Source organism: Staphylococcus sp. HMSC14D10 (assembly GCF_001808125.1).
Lineage (GTDB): Bacteria > Bacillota > Bacilli > Staphylococcales > Staphylococcaceae > Staphylococcus > Staphylococcus haemolyticus.
This window is the reverse complement of the sequence record NZ_KV792265.1, coordinates 39,964-59,524: the sequence shown is the minus strand read 5'-3', so window position 1 is coordinate 59,524 and position 19,561 is coordinate 39,964. Positions and strand designations below refer to the sequence as shown.

Below are 19,561 nucleotides of genomic sequence, written 5' to 3'. Positions count from 1 at the left end.
ATTCTTAATTTTAATGATTCCTATAAACTAATAAAAGACTAGGAAGATAATCTCCTAGTCTTAAAATATTATTTATTTTCATCTAATGCTTTATGAGAAGCATTTACGCGACCTTGTTTGTCAATTTCAGTTATTTTCACTTCAATTGAATCGCCTATACTTAATACATCCTCTACTTTATTAATACGTTCTTTTGAAATTTGAGAGATGTGTAATAAAGCATCTTTACCGGCAAACAATTCTACAAAAGCACCATATTTTTCAATACGTTTAACTTTTGCATTGTAAACTTGGCCTACTTCCGCTTCACGTGTGATATCTTCAATAATTTCACGAGCACGGTTAATCATGTCTTGATCAATTGCACCTATGAAGATTGTACCATCTTGTTCAATATCTAATTTAACACCAGTTTCATCTATGATTTCATTAATTTTCTTACCCCCTGGTCCAATTACGTCTCTAATTTTATCAGGTTTAATATGCATTATTTCCACTTTAGGAGCATAAGCACTTAATTCTTTACGTGGTTGATCAATTGTTTGTAACATGTGATCCATTATCGCTAATCGACCTTGTCGTGCTTGTTCTAGAGCTTCTTCAATGACTTCACGTGTTAAACCATCAATTTTAATGTCCATTTGTATCGCAGTGATACCTTCTTTTGTACCTGCAACTTTAAAATCCATATCCCCTAAAGCATCTTCCATACCTTGGATATCCGTAAGAATCGTATAACTATCTTCACGTGTAACTAGCCCCATTGCTATACCTGCAACAGGCGCTTTAATTGGCACACCAGCATCCATTAAAGCTAAAGTTGAACCACAAATTGATGCTTGTGAAGATGAACCGTTAGATTCTAATACTTCACTTACAATACGTACAGTGTAAGGGAATTCAGTTGTATCTGGAATAATGTATTTTAATGCTCTCTCGCCTAATGCACCATGTCCAATCTCACGACGACCAGGTGCTCTAACTGGTCCTGTCTCTCCAACAGAGAAATTAGGGAAATTGTAATGATGCATGAATCGTTTTTCTTGTTCAGGACCTAGTCCATCAATAAGTTGATAATCACCTAATGCTCCTAATGTTAGTACAGATAAAGCTTGTGTTTGTCCACGTGTAAATAAACCTGAACCATGTGCTCGTGGTAATAAACCAACTTCAGATTCTAGTGGTCTAATTTCATCTGGTTTACGCCCATCAGGTCTAATTTTTTCATCAGCGATAAGACGACGTACTTCTTCTTTAACTAAGTCATTTAAAATTGCATAAACTTCATCAATTAACAATTCATTTTCAGGATCTGCTTCGTCAACAAATTCAGTTGCAATTTCAGCTTTTAACGAATCCAAGTTTTCGTCACGCTGTTGTTTATCAAATGTTAAAACTGTTTCTTTTAAGCCTTTTTCTTCAGTAAGTGTTTTAACTCTTGAAACCAGTGTTTCATCACGTTCTACAGGTACAAATTCTTTTTTAACAGGTTGAATGTGAGCTACCACTTCTTCTTGGAATGCTACTAAACGTTTGATTTCATCATGTCCGAAGAAAATAGCTTCTAACATTTCTTTCTCAGTTATTTCACTTGCACCAGCTTCTACCATGTTTACAGCGTCTTTATGACCGGCAACTTCTAAATCTAGACGTGAAACTTCTTTTTCCTCAACGGTAGGGTTAATTACATATTTACCATCAACATAACCTACATTAACACCAGCAATTGGTCCTTGGAAAGGAATATCTGAAACACTTAATGCCATTGAAGAACCTATCATTGCAGCCATTTCAGGGGAACAATCTGGATCAGCGCTTAGTACTGTGTTCATAATTTGAACGTCATGTCGATATCCTTTAGGGAAAAGTGGTCGAATTGGTCTATCAATTAAACGTGCAGTTAATGTTGCTTCATCTCCTGGACGACCTTCACGTTTTTTAAATCCTCCTGGAATTTTACCAGCAGCATACATTTTTTCTTCATAATTAACTGTTAATGGGAAAAAGTCACCATCACGCGGTTCTTTAGATGCTACAGCCGTAGATAATACAACCGTATCTCCATAACGCACTAAAACTGCACCATTAGCTTGTTTTGCTAATTGTCCTGTCTCAATCGTTAACGATCTTCCAGCCCACTCAGTTTTAAACACTTTCTTTTCTTGAGACATTATGAATCTCCTCTCTGAAATCTATTAACTACATCATAGCATTTATTTTTCAAATTTTATATTAGTGATTTATATTAAACGATAAAAAAAGGAAAGTACCAAACTAAATGGTGCTTTCCTCTTAATATATAAAAATTAACGACGGATACCTAATGATTTAATTAATTCACGGTAACGTTGAATATCTTTACTACGTAAGTAGTTTAACAAATGACGACGACGACCTACCATTTTTAATAATCCTCGACGTGAATGGTGGTCTTTTTTGTGTTCACGTAAGTGTTCGTTTAACGCAGCGATTTCTGCAGTTAAAACAGCGATTTGTACTTCTGGTGAACCAGTGTCAGTTTCGTGCACGCGATATTCTTTGATAATTTCATTTTTACGTTCTTGAGTGATTGCCATAATTAAATTCCTCCTAAAATTTGTATACACCTTAATCTGAGCTAGGCGTCGGAGTCTCAACCAGCCAAGATAAAGGAATAATATTTAAAGTTGAATTCGATTTTCTAGAACTCAACTTTAAATATTATACGATACATCATCACCGAAATCAACTGAAAGTAAGTATTTCGCTTTTTCTTTATCATTATTCATTTGTTCAACTAATGGATCAATACCATCAAATTTAACTTCTGGTCTTAAATAATGATGCCAATAAACAATGACGCGTTCACCATATATGTTGTCATTAAAATCAAAGATATTAACTTCAATCACTACTTCAGCTTTAGAAGGATCGTGAAAAGTAGGTTTAACACCAACATTAGCTACACCACGATAGATTTTATTTTCAGCACCTATCGCCATACTAACAGCATAAACCCCTTTTTTAGGTAAAACATAATCATCACTTGGTTGAACATTTGCCGTAGGAAAGCCAATTGTACGTCCACGTTTCTCTCCTTGAACTACAGTGCCTTTAATTCGATAGAGATAACCTAACTGCTCATTGGCCTTTTTTAAATTTCCTTCTTTCAAAGCTTCCCTAATTGCAGTAGTAGAGATTTTTTCAGTATCCATTTCTTGTTTACCAACTATTGTAGTGCTAAATTCATCCATTTCATTTAATACGGACATGTTACCTTTTCCGAATTTACCGTAAGTAAAGTCAAAACCAGCAATCACTTCTTTAACGCGATTATTAATAATATAGTCTTGAACAAACTCTTCTGCTGTTACACTCGCAAATCGTGAAGAAAAATTAATAACAATACAATAATCCACGTCGTGTTGTTCAATCATTTCAAGTTTATCTGAAAGTGGTGTTAAATAATCTGTGCGTTTACGTTCAGGATTTAACACAACAGAAGGATGAGGATCGAATGTTGTTACTGCCTTTTTTAGATTTTGCGCTGCAGCACGTTCATCCAATGCTTCAAACACTTTATGATGACCACGATGCATGCCATCAAAAAAGCCAAATGCCATCGCAACGTCTTCTTTTATCAACTGATTTTCTTGAATTGGATGGGTTACTTCTATCACTTTCATAACTTTAGACTCCTTTAATTAAATACTTTTTTAGGTTTTATTTCATGATTTTTATCCGGATGTTGAATATAAATTGCCATTACTTCCTCCGTCTCAGAATCAATAAAGACGAGTTGTTGTTCAATCGTTTGATTAAATTGTTTTTTATTAAACTTTTGTCCATTTAATATTCTAGTTTTTATATTTTCATCAGATACATAAATTTTCGGCAAACTTTTCAAACCATATTTTAAAGGAAATAAGTTTGATTGTAATGTGTCTTGCTCATGTAATTGTGAGATTTGATCTAATGTTATACTATCTTTAATGTCAAACCCACCTGAATTTATTCGTGTCAATAGCGACATGTGAGCTGGATACCCTAATTGTTTACCAATATCCGTTGCTAATGTGCGAATATATGTACCTTTACCACATTTAACTTCAATATTAAAATGACATTTCCCGTCTTCGAATTGAAGTTCAGATGTGCGTGCTATCGAATCTATATTTACTTTACGAACTGGTCGTTCAACAGTTTCACCTTTTCGTGCATACTCATATAACTTTTTACCATTTACTTTAACAGATGAATACATAGGTGGAACTTGTTCTATAATTCCTTCAAATTGTTTTAAAACAGCGTCTACTTTATTAATATTTATTGCATTTTCTTGTACATCTATTTTATCAATAACTTCTCCTGTTTGATCTTCCGTAGTCGTACTTTCCCCTAGAGTTATGGTAGCGTTATAAGATTTTCCCATATCCATCACATAATCACTTACACGAGTGGCAGTACCAATACATACTGGCAATACCCCAGAAACTTCAGGATCTAATGTCCCAGTATGACCTATTTTCTTAGTTTTTAAGATTTTTCTTAGCTTAAAGACGACATCATGACTCGTCAATCCACGCTCTTTATATACAGGTAAAATACCATTATACATTTTTTCACATCCTTCAGTTTTAAGTACACTTATGTATCATAACTTATCTGACTTAACTTGTGTTATTTAATATAAAAGTAATAACACTAATTCGTATATCATATAGCTAAATTGGTAAATTTTTAATTACTTTAATTTGAAAAAGAGTAGAACTGAAATTATACTAATTTCAATGTCCTACCCCTTAACTATTTAGTAAATTTGCTGTAATTAAGATAATAAATAATTATCTATCTTGCTTATGCAAATCTTGAATCATTTTCTCGATTTTATTACCATACTCAATTGATTCATCATATTCAAAGAATAATTCTGGAACGATACGCAATCTCATTCTTGAACCTAATTCAGATTTAATAAATCCTTTCGCTTTGTCTAAAGCTTTAAACGTATCATTAACTTCTTTCTCGCTACCTAAGACTGTAAGGTAAACTTTTGCTTGAGATAAGTCATTTGTTAAGTCAACGTCAGTAATTGTGATAAACCCTACTCTAGGATCTTTAACTTTATTATTAACGATATCCATTATTTCTTTCTTCATTTGTTCGCCTACGCGTTCTGCTCTCATGTTACTCATTTATGTCACCTCAATATTTGATGTTACTCTTCTTTGTTATTTTATTCACTATTTAAGTTAGATTTAAACGCATTATCTTAAAGAAACAATATATTGTAATGTTCATCATTTAAAAAGGTGGACGGTTTCTCCACGTCCACCTAAACATATATTGTTAAGTCTTATCTTTCGATTTCAACCATTTCAAATGCTTCGATAATGTCGCCTTCTTTAATATCATTGAATTTTTCAATTGTAATACCACATTCATAACCTTGAGCAACTTCTTTGGCATCGTCTTTGAAACGTTTCAATGTATCTAATTCACCTTCGAATAGAACAATTCCGTCTCTAATAATACGAACACCTGCATTACGAGTAATCTTACCTTCAGTAACATAACTACCAGCAATTGTGCCAACTTTAGACACTTTGAATGTTTGACGTACTTCAGCTTGTCCGATAACTTGTTCTTCGAATTCAGGATCAAGTAAACCTTTCATAGCTGATTCAATTTCTTCAATAACATTATAAATAACGCGATGAAGTCTCATATCAACGTTTTCAGCTTCTGCAGCACGTTTAGCACCTGCGTCTGGACGCACATTGAAACCAATAATAATACCATTTGACGCATTAGCTAATGTAACATCTGATTCATTAATAGCACCAACAGCAGTGTGAATAATACGTACATTAACGCCTTCTACATCAATTTTCATAAGAGAAGCTGCAAGTGCTTCAACAGAACCTTGAACGTCACCTTTGATAATCACGTTAAGATCTTTCATTTCACCTTGCTTCATTTGTTCAAATAAGTTGTCTAATGAGACATTTTTACTTTCTTGACGTTGTTGGATAACGCTTGCTTCATGACGCGCTTCACCAATGCGACGTGCTTGTTTTTCGTCTTTAAAGATAACAAAGCGATCACCTGCTAATGGCACATCATTGATACCTGTAATTTCTACAGGTGTAGAAGGACCTGCTGATTTAATTCTTTGACCTAAATCATTAACCATCGCTCTAATTCGTCCATATGTGTTACCTACAACTATTGAGTCACCGACATTTAATGTTCCGTTTTGAACTAATAGTGAAGCAGCTGGACCACGTGATTTATCTAACTCCGCTTCAATCACAGTACCTACAGCTTGTTTATCAGGATTAGCTTTTAATTCTTGGACTTCAGCTACTAAGCCAATCATTTCTAATAAATCATCAATACCTTCACCACTTAATGCTGAAAGTGGAACGAAAATTGTTTCACCGCCCCAGTCTTCAGGGATCAAACCGTACTCTGTTAATTCTTGCATAACACGTTCTGGGTTTGCAGTAGGTTTATCAATTTTATTTACAGCTACTATCGTAGGAACGTTAGCCTCTTTAGCATGGTTAATTGCCTCAATTGTTTGTGGCATAACACCATCATCAGCTGCAACAACTAAAATTGTGATGTCCGTTACTTGAGCACCACGTGCACGCATTGTAGTAAATGCTGCGTGTCCAGGTGTATCAAGGAATGTAATTTTTTTACCAGCATTTTCAATTTGATAAGCACCAATATGTTGCGTGATACCGCCTGCTTCTCCAGCTGTAACTTTAGTATGACGAATTGAATCAAGTAATGTTGTTTTACCATGGTCAACATGTCCCATAATTGTAACTACGGCTGGTCGTTCAATTGCATCTGGATCAACTTCTTCTTCATCAAAGTAAATTGATAAATCTTCTTCATTTACAACGACTTCTTTTTCAATTTCAACACCATAATCATCCGCAATCAATTCTAGTGTTTCTTCATCAAGTGCTTGGTTAATATTAGCAACGATGCCTAATAAGAATAATTTTTTAATAATTTCTGATGATTCAATATTTAATTTATCCTCTAACTCGCCAACTGTAATGCCTTCTTCATATGTGATTTTAGATGGCATTTCTTTTGGTTCTGCTGCTGGTTTATTATTTTTGTTACCTTTATTGTTTTTATTACTTTTATTGTTCTTATTATTTTTGTTACCTTTGTTGTTTTTGGCATTATTTTTGTTGTTACTATTGCCTTTTTGATTCGCGTTACCTTTGTTGTTCTGTTTGTTATTATTTTTAGTATTGTTTTCTTGTTTTTGGTGATTATTTTGAGTGTTTTGTTTTGTATTCTTGTTACTTTCTTGTGGTCTAAACTTTTTATCAAGCGTTTTAATTTGATCGTCCTCTAACGCTTGCATATGGTTTGATACTTCTACATTCATATTTTTTAACTCATCTATAATCTCTTTACTTTTAACATTTAATTCTTTCGCATATTCGTAAATTCTTTTTTTACTCATATAATCACTCCTTACAATATTCATCTATCATCGACGTAAGCTTAGTCGCAAACCCAGAGTCTATTACTCCAATGTTCACACGTTCCGACTTGCCTAAAGATTGTCCTAATTCTGCTCTTGTACTAAAGATTCTAAATGGAACATGATATGTTTCACATTTATTTTTTATATTCTTTAAAGTGTTTTCTGAGGCATCAGATGCCATGATAACAAGCTTTATATTATTTTTCTTGATTTCAGTAAGCAATACAGACTCGCCAGACTTTACTTTACGGGCTCTCATTGCTAAACCTAAAAAGTTTAAAATTTGTTCTTTGCTCATTTAGGAATCTCTTCTCTATAAATCAAACGTATAATTTCTTTATAAACAGGGTCTAGCTTCTCAGAATCTGCATTAAAATATCTTTCAAGTACGCCTTTTTCTTGGGCTGCTTCTACACTTTCAACATCTTTTGAAACATAAGCGCCTCTACCTTGTTGTTTGCCAGTACCATCAGCAAAAATGTCGCCTTCTTTGTTAATAACAACGCGAATCATATCTTTTTTGGGACGCATTTCATTTGTAATAATACATTTACGCATTGGAATCTTTTTCTTCTTCACTTAATTACTCACCCCAATTATCTGCTTATACGTCTTTTTCTTCACTGTCTGCTTCTTCGATATTTTCAGAAGGTTCATCGATATCTGCCGCTAATTCTGCAGTAGTTAAATTTGATTCCTCTAGATTAACATCTTCAATTTCGATATCTTCATCATCTGATTCTGATAAAACGATGTCTTCAGCTAATTCTTCAGATTCAATCACAGGATAAATTCCCGCTTCACGAGCATCAGTTTCTGATTTAATATCAATTTTCCATCCAGTCAACTTTGCAGCTAATCGTGCATTTTGACCTCTCTTACCAATAGCTAGTGACAATTGATAGTCAGGAACTACAACAACAGTAGATTGATTGTCTTCGTCAACGATAACTTCCAATACTTGTGATGGACTTAAAGCATTACGTACAAATACTTTAGGATCTTCATTCCATTGAACAATGTCGATTTTTTCTCCACCAAGTTCTTCAACTACAGCTTCAACTCGAGCACCTTTTGCACCAACACATGCGCCTACCGCATCGATGTCTGGATTATCAGAATAAACACTAATCTTAGAACGATCACCAGCTTCACGTGCTACTGATTTCACAATAACAGTTCCATCATAAATTTCAGGAACTTCTTGCTCAAATAAACGTTTTAACAAGCCTGGATGACTTCTAGAAACGTAAATTTGTGGTCCCTTAGTTGTCTGTTCCACTTTATTAACATAGACTTTAATACGTTCGTTAGGAATATATTTTTCGTTAGGACTTCTTTCAGCTTCAGATAAGACCGCTTCAATTCTACCTAAGTTAACATAAACGTAACGATGGTCAACTCTATCGATAACACCTGTTAAAATATCATCTTCTTTATCAATAAATTCAGTATACAGAATTTCTCTTTCAGCATCTCTTAGTCTTTGCATTACTGCTTGTTTAGCAGCTTGTGCACCAACACGACCAAAATCTTTTGGTGTAACATCTTCTTCGTAAATATCACCAACTTCATATGCTGGATTTTTAACTAATGCTGTACTTAAATCTACTTCGTCTCTGTCATCAAATACTTCTTCTACAACTTCTTTACGTGCTATAACTTTAAAAGTACCTTCATCCATATTTAATTCTACACGTACGTTTCTAGCACTATCATAGTTCTTTTTATATGCAGTTATTAAAGCTGCTTCAATTGCATCAATTAATACTTCTCTAGGGATTTTCTTTTCTTTTTCTAAATATTCAGTTGCTAATAAAAGTTCATTACTTGCCACAATTATTCCTCCTCATCACGTTAAATCATTACAGCGTGACGTGCTTTTGCAATTTTATTTCTTGGTATTTCAATTTGTTTTGTTTTAGCTTTTTCTTTAACTTCCATCGTGATTGTGTCTTCATCAACAGCTTTTAAAATTCCAAGCCACTCTTTATCGCCTTCAATTGGCACATATAATGATACAAATACTGGTTTATCAATTGCATTGTGATAATCTTTTTCTTTTTTAATTGGACGTTCCGCACCTGGTGATGCTACGTCTAAGTAGTACATATCTGGAATTGGATCATTCTCATCCATTGCCTCGCTGATTTTTTCAGATGCAAGTGTGCAATCATTTAAATCGACACCGCCCTCTTTATCAATAGAGATTCTTAAAAAATGATCTTTCCCCTCTTTAGTGTATTCAACTTCAACTAATTCAAAATTCAATTCGTCTAAAATAGGAGTTATGATTGTTTCTACTTCTTCAGTGATTTTACTCATACAGGCCTCCTTTTTCGGCAAATAGAAAAGAGCGGGTATATGCCCACTCTTTCTGCCTGAGTCTAATTTTTTACGCACATTAAGTATATCACACTTTAATTCCTTAAACAAATGTCTATCTCTTGCATCACAGAGACTAATAAAATACTTTTGAGCTTGGAATATAAAATTACATATCAAAAATAGACAATTGTGCCTTATCTGGAAGATTAGGTAAAGAACCTAAATCATCAAGATACTCAATTATTTTTTGAGATAATCCAGCCTTTTTATTTAAATCTTCTTTAGATAGGAATGGTCCATCTTCTCGCGCTTCAACAATACGTTTAGCAACATTCTCTCCAAGTCCAGGTACAGAAATAAATGGAGGAATTAAGGTATCTCCTTCAATAATAAAGTCAAATGCCTGACTTTTCTCTAGACTAATTGGTTGCATACGGAATCCGCGATGAGCCATTTCATTCATAATTTCTAAGACAGTAAGAACGTCTTTTTCTTTTTTACCGAGGTCCATGTATCTTGAATACATATCTTTGACTGTATTCTTTATGCTTTCTTTGTCTTTAATCATAGTAATCAAATCAAAGTCTGATGCACGAATTGTGAAATAAGATGCATAATAATAAAGCGGATGATGTACTTTGAAATATGCAATTCTCACTGCCATTAATACATATGCAGCCGCGTGGGCTTTAGGGAACATGTACTTAATTTTCAGACAAGAATCTAAATACCAATCTGGTACATCATTCTCTTTCATAGCATCTATCATTTCTTCAGTTAAACCTTTACCTTTACGCACTGACTCCATTGTTTTGAAGGCCATTGAGGGTTCTAATCCTGCATACATTAAATAAACCATGATATCATCACGACAACCTATAACGCTTGATAAATCACAAATACCTGAACGAATTAATTCTTGTGCATTACCTAACCAAACATCAGTACCATGAGATAATCCTGATATTTGTACAAGTTCTGAAAAAGTTGTTGGTTTCGTATCTTCTAACATTTGTCGAACAAATCCTGTACCAAATTCAGGTACACCGAACGTTCCAGTCTTACAAAGTATCTCCTCTTCAGTTACACCTAATGACTCAGGACTACTAAAGATTTGCATTGTCTCTTTATCATCTACTGGAATGGTCTTAGGATCTATACCAGATAAATCTTGTAACATACGAATCATTGTAGGATCATCATGTCCTAATATATCAAGTTTTAAAACATTATCATGGATGGAGTGGAAGTCGAAATGCGTTGTCATCCAAGAAGCGCTTTGATCATCTGCAGGAAATTGTATCGGGGTGAAATCATAAATATCCATGTAATCAGGAACTACTATAATCCCACCTGGATGTTGTCCTGTTGTACGTTTTACACCTGTACATCCTTTAACCAGACGATCGATTTCCGCACCACGTTTATGAATACCTTGGTCATTTAAGTAGCCTTTGACATATCCAAACGCCGTTTTTTCGGCAACTGTTCCTATTGTTCCTGCACGGAACACCTTGTCTTCCCCGAAAAGCACTTTAGTATAGTTATGAGCGTTTGGTTGGTACTCACCACTAAAGTTCAAGTCAATATCAGGAACTTTATCTCCTTTAAATCCTAAGAATGTTTCAAATGGTATGTCTTGCCCTTCTTTAATAAGTTCAGCACCACAAGTGCTACATTGTTTATCAGGTAAGTCAAACCCAGAACCTACAGACCCATCATCAAAGAATTCACTCGTTTTACAGTTAGGACAAATGTAATGAGGTGGCAAGGGATTAACTTCAGTTATTTCAGTCATTGTTGCCACAAAACTAGATCCAACCGAACCACGCGAACCTACTAAATATCCATCATCTAGAGATTTTTTAACAAGACGTTGTGAAATTAAATAGATAACCGAGAATCCATTTCCGATGATACTTGCTAGTTCTTTTTCAAGACGATCGATTACGATTTGTGGTAAATCTTCACCGTATAATTTTTTGGCATTTGTGTAGCTTAGTTCACGAATTTCTTCATTTGCTCCATCCATACGTGGCGTAAACAATTGATCTTTAATTGGAATAACTTTTTCAATTCGGTCTGCTAATTCATTTGTGTTTTTAACAACTATTTCATGTGCCTTTTCTTCACCTAAAAAGTGAAACTCATCTAACATCTCATCTGTCGTTCTAAAATGCGCTTCTGGTAGAGTTGAGCGATTCAAAGGATTACCAGGTTGAGATGCGATTAAGATTTTACGAGCAATCGCGTCATGTTCATACAAATAATGCGCATTTCCTGTCGCTATTACTGGAATACCTGTACTTTCTCCTGCTTTTAATATACGTTCATAAATTTCATAAAGTGTTTCAGTATCTCTTATGAGTTCTCTATCAATAAGATCTTGATACAGTTTAGGTGGTTGTACTTCAATAAAATCATAATATTTAGCGATTTTTTCAACTTCCGATTGGTCTCTCTGCATTACAGCAGTGAATAATTCACCTTCATCACAAGCTGTTCCAACTAGTATGCCTTCACGATATTCATTTAATAATGAACGTGGAATTCTAGGAGTTCGATAATAATATTTAACTAATGAGGCACTTACAATTTTAAATAAGTTCTTTAAGCCTTCTTGTGTTTGAACAATTAATGTCACATGTGTCGGACGTGCACGTTTATATGCATCCTCATTAGACAGTTTTTGATTAATGTCTTTATGATTTGTAACTCCTAACTCTTTCATTTGCTGAACCATCTTAATGAAGATATACGCTGTAGCCTCAGTATCATAAATGGCTCTATGGTGTTGAGTTAATTCTACACCATACTTTTTCGCTAAAAAGTTTAATCCGTGTTTACCATATTCAGTATTAATCGTACGTGATAGTTCTAAAGTATCTATGACACCATTCGTTGATGGCCCAAAGCCAAGCCTTTCATATCCAGTGTCAATAAACCCCATATCAAATGATGCATTATGTGCTACAAATATAGCATCTCCTACCCATTCTTTAAATTCAGTCAATACTTCCTCAATCTCAGGTGCATCAGTCAACATATCATCAGTAATGTGAGTTAAATTAATGATTGTTTCTGATAATTTTTCGTGTGGATTACTGAATCGTTCAAATTTATCAATAATTTCCCCGTCTTTAACTTTAACGGCGGCCAATTCTATAATTTGATCGTATTGGTTTGAAAGTCCAGTTGTTTCAACGTCAAATACAACATAAGTTGCTTCTTTAAGATCTCGATCTGTTGGTTTGTAAGCAATAGGTACTCCGTCATCTACGAGCATACCTTCCATACCATAAATCATTTTAATACCATTTTTTTCAGCGGCACCATGAGCATCAGGAAAGGCTTGAACGACATTATGATCTGTAACTGCTATCGCTTTATGTCCCCATTTTGCAGCTTGATTAATATATGCACTTATATTAGGAATACCATCCATTTGACTCATTGATGTATGTAAATGAAACTCTACACGCTTTTCTTCTGCTTTATCTTGCTTAGGTGTCTTTTTGATTTCTTCTATATCAGTCATCATCATTACTAAATCTCTTACAAACGTGTCTTCTTCAATACGTCCTTGAGCGCGTACCCATTTACCTACACTTAGTGCCTTAAAGTGATCTAAATCATCTTTATTTTTTCTTGTAAACATCTTAAGTACAAGAGAATCTGTGTAGTCTGTGACTTTTAACTCAACAATATGACGACCACTCTTTAATTCTTTTAGGTTAATATCAAATATAACCCCTTCAATCGCTACTTTGAACTCTTCTTCAATGATTGATTCAATTGGTTTTATATTATCAATTTGTATCGGTTTACCAATTTGACACTTATCAACATTACTTTCATTGTTATCTTGTTGTTTCGTTTTTTCTGCTTTGATTTTTTCAATTTTTTCAGTAGCTTCACGAGCACTTTTTTCATCTTCTTCTTGAATATGTGCTTCTAATGAAGCTAAATCATCATAAGAACTTGAGTCGTCCGTTTCAAAAACAACTTTATCAATATCAAAACCACATTTACGAAAACCCTTTACTAAGCTACCATTACATACTTTGTCAAAGTGATTTCTTTCGATGTCATTAGAGGTCATTACTTTCAACACATTACCAGACATAATTAAACGCTTCTGTTTAAGTTGACCTTTTACTTTAGGTGAAAGTGCAGTATGTTCTATACAATGACCAAAATATTTGATAGCATGCTCATCTTGATTACTTGTATCTTGAATTGTAAAATGCCAATCAACTTTGGCAATTTCTTTAAATTCTTCAGTAATCGCATTAGTGAATATTAAATAATCTTCATGTGATAGAAAATATGGCAATGTAATTTGAAATTCCCACGTTCTATTTTTATTTGACACATCTACTCGCGTTAATTCACCTTTTTCAATGATTTTTTGATCTAGTTGATTGGAAACTTTAATCTGGTCAGCGAGTACTTTGAATTTTTCTTGATTCGTCATTGCCATGACAGATAACCACCCTTATATCTAACTAATTTCTCAATTATATGTATACGTAACGTGTTATGATCTAACTGCAAACTTGATATCCATTATACTACTTTGCCATGTGCTTTTCATATGTTTCGTTTTAAAATTTTTAGTAAAAAAAGAGGTTTAGACAAATATGAAATTGTCTTAACCTCATTTAGCATTATGCATTGAATATCCTTGTTGAACAAATGAAATCAAGTACATTCATCAAATTCAACTTAGTCTATGCAAATTATAAATTACTATAAAGTGTAGCGATATGAGTGTTTAAATCGTTAATATGAACATCTTCGCTTTCACCAGTTTGACGTACTTTAACTTCAACGATACCCTCACTAGCATTTTTACCAACTACAATTCTTATTGGAAGACCGATTAAATCTGCATCATTAAATTTAACGCCAGCTCGATCTTTACGATCATCATAAAGTACATCATATTGTTGTTGTAATTCTTTATACAATTGATCACCTAATTCTAGTTGTTCATCCTTTTTAGGATTAATAGTAATTAGATGTAAATCAAATGGTGTAACTGATTTAGGCCAAATAATACCATTTTCATCATTATTTTGTTCAACAATGGCACTTAGCGTTCTTGAAACGCCTATTCCATAGCACCCCATGATTAATGGCTTAGCTTTACCTTGGTTATCTAAGAATGTTGCGTTCATTGCTTCTGAGTATTTAGTTCCTAACTTAAATACTTGACCTACTTCAATGCCTTCAGCAAATTTCGCTTCGCCAGAGCCATCGCTTAATGGTTCTCCTTCTAAGATAAAACGGAAATCTCCAAACTCATCAACCTTGAAATCTCGGTCTAAATTAGCGTTAATATAGTGGAATCCATTCTCATTAGCACCAACGACTAAATTATTTAAATCTTTGACATAATTATCTGCAAAAATTCTAATATCTTTATCATGAACTGGTCCCAGTGAACCAGGATTAGCACCTAATAAATTAACAATCTCATCTTGAGTGGCCATTTCAACGTTATCTGTTTCAAAGAATGCTTTTACTTTGACATCATTTAATTCATGATGACCACGTATTAAGAACATAATGAATTCTCCATCAATTTTAAATATCATTGATTTAACAATTTCATCAACCGGACGGTTTAAAAAATCAGCTAATTCTTGAGCAGTTTTAACATTAGGTGTTTCAATCTTCTCTAGTTCTGCTACTTCTGAATGCTTTTCATTTGGATGATAAACGACTTCCGCTTTTTCAATATTAGCTGCATAATCACTTTGCTTACTATAAACGATAGTATCTTCACCAATTTCACTTAAGGCCATGAATTCGTGTGTGTGGTTACCGCCAATTGCACCTGAGTCTGCAACCACTGGTCGAGCATTGATGCCAACACGTTTGAATATACGATCGTAAGCATTGTACATATCTTGATATGTTTCATCTAACGATGCTTCATCAGCATGGAATGAATACGCATCTTTCATAATAAACTCTCTACCTCTTAACAAACCAAAGCGTGGGCGTTTCTCATCTCGAAATTTAGATTGTATTTGGAATAACGTTAAAGGTAATTGTTTATATGATTTAAGTTCATCTCTAACGATAGAAGTCACTACTTCCTCATGTGTAGGACCTAAAGCAAATTCACGTCCATTACGATCTTTTAAGCGCATTAACTCTGGACCGTATGCACCCCAACGACCTGATTCTTCCCAAAGTTCTGCTTGTTGAAGTGCAGGCATTAAAATTTCAACGGCATCAATGCTTTCCATTTCTTCACGTATGATTTTAGAAATATTATTTAACACACGAGAGGCTAATGGTAAATAGCTATAAATACCACTTGTACTTTGTTTGATTAATCCTGCTTTTAATAATAATTGGTGACTCAATGCTTCTGCTTCAGCAGGGACATCTCTCCTAGTTGGTATGAAAACTTTCGATTGTTTCATCACTTAATCCTCCTTATTCTACAAGAAATAACGTTGTATATCGTTCCAAGTTACTAGAACCATTATAATTAAGACAAAAATAGCACCAGCAGCTATTATAATTGTCTCTGCTTTTTTATTAACTGGCCTTCTGAAAATTGCTTCATAGATAACAAATAAAATTCGACCACCATCAAGTGCTGGAATTGGTAATAGGTTCATTATACCTAAGTTAACACTTAATAGTGCAGTGTAGTATGTTAATGCAATGATACCCTGTTTAACTACAGAGTCAACATTATGATAAATACCCACTGGACCATTTAACATATCAAATGAGAATTGACCTGTGAATATACTTGCAATCATTGTTCCTACAGCTTTAAAGATTAATGTACTGGCACTAACAAACTGATCAAACCCTAGCGCAATTGGTTTTATTAAAGTATGTTCTTTCTGAGGTTGGAAACCTAAAATGTACGTCGTCTCAGAATTTAATTTAGTTTGCTTAATAACTTGCTTTTTAGGAGTTATATCCACTGTCTTTGTTTGATTATCTCTTTCAAATTTTATCATTGTTTTATTATCTTTAATTTTATTTGCTGCAGACTGAATGTCATCAAAACTCTTAGTTTTATATTGACCTACTTGAACGATTTTATCTCCAGATTTTAATCCTGCTTGTTGAGCTGGATAGTTATCAGCTAATTGTCCCACTGAGGTAGTAGGTGTTCCTTGGAAATAAGCTAATGCGATAAATAATATTAAGGCTAATATAAAGTTAAATAATGGTCCTGCAAATAACGTTAAAAATTTGGGTAAAGGTTTCTTATGTGCAAATTGTCGATGTCGTGGAGCGATTTGAATTAAACTACCATTCTCAACAAAATATGCTTTTTCAGCAATATTAAAATGATGTCGCTCATTATCATATGAAGTAATACCTTCAATGTACAAATCATCCTTGAAGTCACATTGTTTAACTTCAATTGCTTCTATCTTTTGAAATTTATGCTGATCATCTAAAATTATATGCGTAATCTCATCTTTATCATTAAGTTTTACTTTAACATTCATACCTGGTTCAACTGGTGGTTCTTCTAAACCGTCTCCAGCCATTCTTACATAACCACCTACAGGTAATAAACGGATGGTATACAAAGTTTCGTTCTTACGGAAACTAAATATTTTTGGTCCCATACCTATCGCGAATTCAGGACACATTATTCCAGCACGCTTCGCAAAGAACATGTGACCATATTCATGTACCGTAACAAGTACACCGAACACGATCATAAATGAGACAATAGTGATTAAATAGCTCACATGATACACCTCAATTAAATTAAATTTCTACTTTTTTCATTAGAACGATGTAGATTATCTATGATTTGGTTAAATTATTCAAGAATTTTACTTTTAATAAAAGGAGTTAAGAATTACATCATCTACTATGTCTAGTCAAATGTGCACTCAATAACTCCTCAATTATAGCACTATACATTTTTCATATATAAATAAAACATTAAAATCGCACTACATTTGTATTAATAAAATGTTGAGTAATGGTAAAACAAACATGAAACTATCAAATCGGTCTAATATACCACCGTGACCCGGTAAAATTCTACCAGAATCTTTAACACCAAAATGACGTTTAAATCCTGATTCAACTAAATCACCAAGTTGACCAAAGATACTCAAGATGATTGTTACTAATAATAGTAACCAAATATTTAAGTTGAAATCAACAAAGAACAACATAACAATTGGCACAATTAAACTACAAATTAATCCGCCAATAAAACCTTCAATAGTTTTGTTCGGACTAATTACTGGCCATAATTTATGTTTACCCATTAGTCGACCGAAAATATAAGCACCTGTATCTGTTAACCACACCACTAAGAATGCATAAAGTATGTAATGTAATCCATCTGAACGTGTTGCATAGAAATACATAAATCCAATACCGACATATGCAACTGACATAAGACAGAAAGCAGCATCCATAAAACTAAATCTGTTTTTTGACAGTACAGTGTAACTTAGTAAAATAAAACTCATTGCGATTAAACTTTTTAACTGAATGTCACTAACCCAGTCACCTGCTGATTGAGGTAACATAATAATAATTAATGCTAAAGCACTAAAAATACCAGGGACTGAAATTAATTTAATCATATTCATATTTAAAAGTTCTTTTAATGCAATTAAAGCTAGTAAGAACGCAAACAACATTAAGGTTGTACCACCCATTAATAGAATGGGTAGAAAAATTAACAATGCTATAATTGCGGTTAAAGTTCTAACTTTCATACGCTACTCCTTACTTAACCCTCCAAAGCGTCTTTGGCGAGATTGATATATTTTTAAGCAATTTTTAAATTCTTCACCGTCAAAGTCTGGCCACAATTTCTCATTGAATATAAATTCACTATAAGAAGACTGCCAAATAAGGAAATTACTAATACGTTGTTCACCAGAAGTGCGAATTAATAACTCAGGATCTGGGTATGAATGCGTCATTAAATGATTGTTAATCATTGATTCATCAATATCTTTACTGTCTTGACCATTGCGTTGAAGTTCATCATAAATTGATTTCATACTTTGAACAATTTCAGCTCGTCCACCATAATTGATGGCAAATATTAATTTCAGACCTGTATTATTTTTTGTTTTTTCTTTTGCATGTTGTATTGCTTCAATCGTCGATTTAGGAACTGCATCTAAAAATCCAATCGTTTCTATTTGAACATTTTTTTCAATGAGTTCGGGTAAAAATGTTTTTAAAAAATTAACAGGCAAATTCATGATATAATTAACTTCATTTTCAGGTCTAGACCAATTTTCAGTTGAAAAAGCGTATAGTGTTAAGTATTTAATGCCCAAATCACTTGCTTCTCGCGTTACAGTTTTGATGGTTTGCATACCTTCGTAATGTCCTTTAATTCTAGGCATTTTACGCTTTTTGGCCCAACGTCCATTTCCGTCCATGATTATCGCTACATGTTCAGGTAAATTATGTAAATCTAAATCATCGTTATGACTGATTTTAGTCTTATTTCTTTTTATTAGCTTTTTAAACATGGTCTTTCCTCCGAGCCTGATCATCTCTATTATATTATATTAGTTATTTAAGAAATCATCTATCATTTTATCATACTCGATAATGGCATTGAATAAGCAAATGAAAAAACTGTACCAAAGTCTGAATTGGCACAGTTTAGACTAAAATAATTTATAGTAATGTAGAAAGTATATTTATAATAATACTTAAACATTATTAAATGAATTAATTTAT

The 19,561-nt window shown here is 33.5% G+C and carries 15 protein-coding genes; all 15 read right to left on the bottom strand.

Annotated elements, in window-relative coordinates; genetic code table 11:
- Positions 1–68: 68 nt before the first annotated feature.
- Positions 69–2,171, bottom strand: a complete 2,103-nt coding sequence (gene pnp / locus HMPREF3134_RS09100) for a polyribonucleotide nucleotidyltransferase (protein ID WP_070442333.1) — start codon at positions 2,169–2,171, stop codon at positions 69–71.
- A 135-nt stretch (positions 2,172–2,306) separates the two neighbouring features.
- Positions 2,307–2,576 carry a 30S ribosomal protein S15 gene (gene rpsO / locus HMPREF3134_RS09095; RefSeq protein WP_053018906.1) on the bottom strand — a complete coding sequence of 90 codons (270 nt, stop codon included), beginning with the start codon at positions 2,574–2,576 and terminating at the stop codon, positions 2,307–2,309.
- Positions 2,577–2,693: 117 nt separating this feature from the next.
- Positions 2,694–3,665 (bottom strand): riboflavin biosynthesis protein RibF, encoded by a 972-nt coding sequence (ribF, locus tag HMPREF3134_RS09090; protein ID WP_037537305.1) that lies wholly within the window; start codon positions 3,663–3,665, stop codon positions 2,694–2,696.
- A gap of 14 nt (positions 3,666–3,679) precedes the next feature.
- Complete coding sequence (truB, locus tag HMPREF3134_RS09085; RefSeq protein WP_070442332.1) at positions 3,680–4,597, bottom strand: tRNA pseudouridine(55) synthase TruB; 918 nt, start codon at positions 4,595–4,597, stop codon at positions 3,680–3,682.
- 226 nt (positions 4,598–4,823) lie between these two features.
- The gene (gene rbfA / locus HMPREF3134_RS09080; RefSeq protein ID WP_037551622.1) at positions 4,824–5,174 is read right to left on the bottom strand and encodes a 30S ribosome-binding factor RbfA; all 351 of its coding nucleotides are present in this window, start codon (positions 5,172–5,174) and stop codon (positions 4,824–4,826) included.
- Between the two features lie 161 nt (positions 5,175–5,335).
- The gene (gene infB / locus HMPREF3134_RS09075) at positions 5,336–7,480 is read right to left on the bottom strand and encodes a translation initiation factor IF-2 (RefSeq protein WP_070442331.1); all 2,145 of its coding nucleotides are present in this window, start codon (positions 7,478–7,480) and stop codon (positions 5,336–5,338) included.
- Positions 7,481–7,484: 4 nt separating this feature from the next.
- Positions 7,485–7,802, bottom strand: a complete 318-nt coding sequence (locus HMPREF3134_RS09070) for a YlxQ family RNA-binding protein (RefSeq protein ID WP_037537314.1) — start codon at positions 7,800–7,802, stop codon at positions 7,485–7,487.
- Positions 7,799–8,083, bottom strand: coding sequence for an RNase P modulator RnpM (rnpM, locus tag HMPREF3134_RS09065; RefSeq protein WP_070442330.1), 285 nt, complete (start codon positions 8,081–8,083; stop codon positions 7,799–7,801). The genes HMPREF3134_RS09070 and rnpM overlap by 4 nt, the downstream gene beginning before the upstream one ends.
- Positions 8,084–8,108: 25 nt before the next feature.
- Positions 8,109–9,341 carry a transcription termination factor NusA gene (nusA, locus tag HMPREF3134_RS09060; RefSeq protein WP_070442329.1) on the bottom strand — a complete coding sequence of 411 codons (1,233 nt, stop codon included), beginning with the start codon at positions 9,339–9,341 and terminating at the stop codon, positions 8,109–8,111.
- Between the two features lie 20 nt (positions 9,342–9,361).
- A complete protein-coding gene (gene rimP / locus HMPREF3134_RS09055; protein ID WP_070442328.1) occupies positions 9,362–9,829 on the bottom strand; it encodes a ribosome maturation factor RimP in 468 nt (155 codons plus the stop codon).
- A 169-nt stretch (positions 9,830–9,998) separates the two neighbouring features.
- Positions 9,999–14,315: a PolC-type DNA polymerase III gene (locus tag HMPREF3134_RS09050; protein ID WP_070442325.1), complete on the bottom strand. Its 4,317-nt coding sequence runs from the start codon at positions 14,313–14,315 to the stop codon at positions 9,999–10,001.
- Between the two features lie 259 nt (positions 14,316–14,574).
- The gene (locus HMPREF3134_RS09045) at positions 14,575–16,275 is read right to left on the bottom strand and encodes a proline--tRNA ligase (RefSeq protein ID WP_070442322.1); all 1,701 of its coding nucleotides are present in this window, start codon (positions 16,273–16,275) and stop codon (positions 14,575–14,577) included.
- Between the two features lie 18 nt (positions 16,276–16,293).
- The gene (gene rseP, locus HMPREF3134_RS09040) at positions 16,294–17,580 is read right to left on the bottom strand and encodes an RIP metalloprotease RseP (protein ID WP_070442319.1); all 1,287 of its coding nucleotides are present in this window, start codon (positions 17,578–17,580) and stop codon (positions 16,294–16,296) included.
- Between the two features lie 210 nt (positions 17,581–17,790).
- Positions 17,791–18,573 carry a phosphatidate cytidylyltransferase gene (locus HMPREF3134_RS09035; RefSeq protein WP_070442317.1) on the bottom strand — a complete coding sequence of 261 codons (783 nt, stop codon included), beginning with the start codon at positions 18,571–18,573 and terminating at the stop codon, positions 17,791–17,793.
- Between the two features lie 3 nt (positions 18,574–18,576).
- Positions 18,577–19,347, bottom strand: coding sequence for an isoprenyl transferase (locus HMPREF3134_RS09030; RefSeq protein WP_037551640.1), 771 nt, complete (start codon positions 19,345–19,347; stop codon positions 18,577–18,579).
- Between the last annotated feature and the right edge of the window lie 214 nt (positions 19,348–19,561).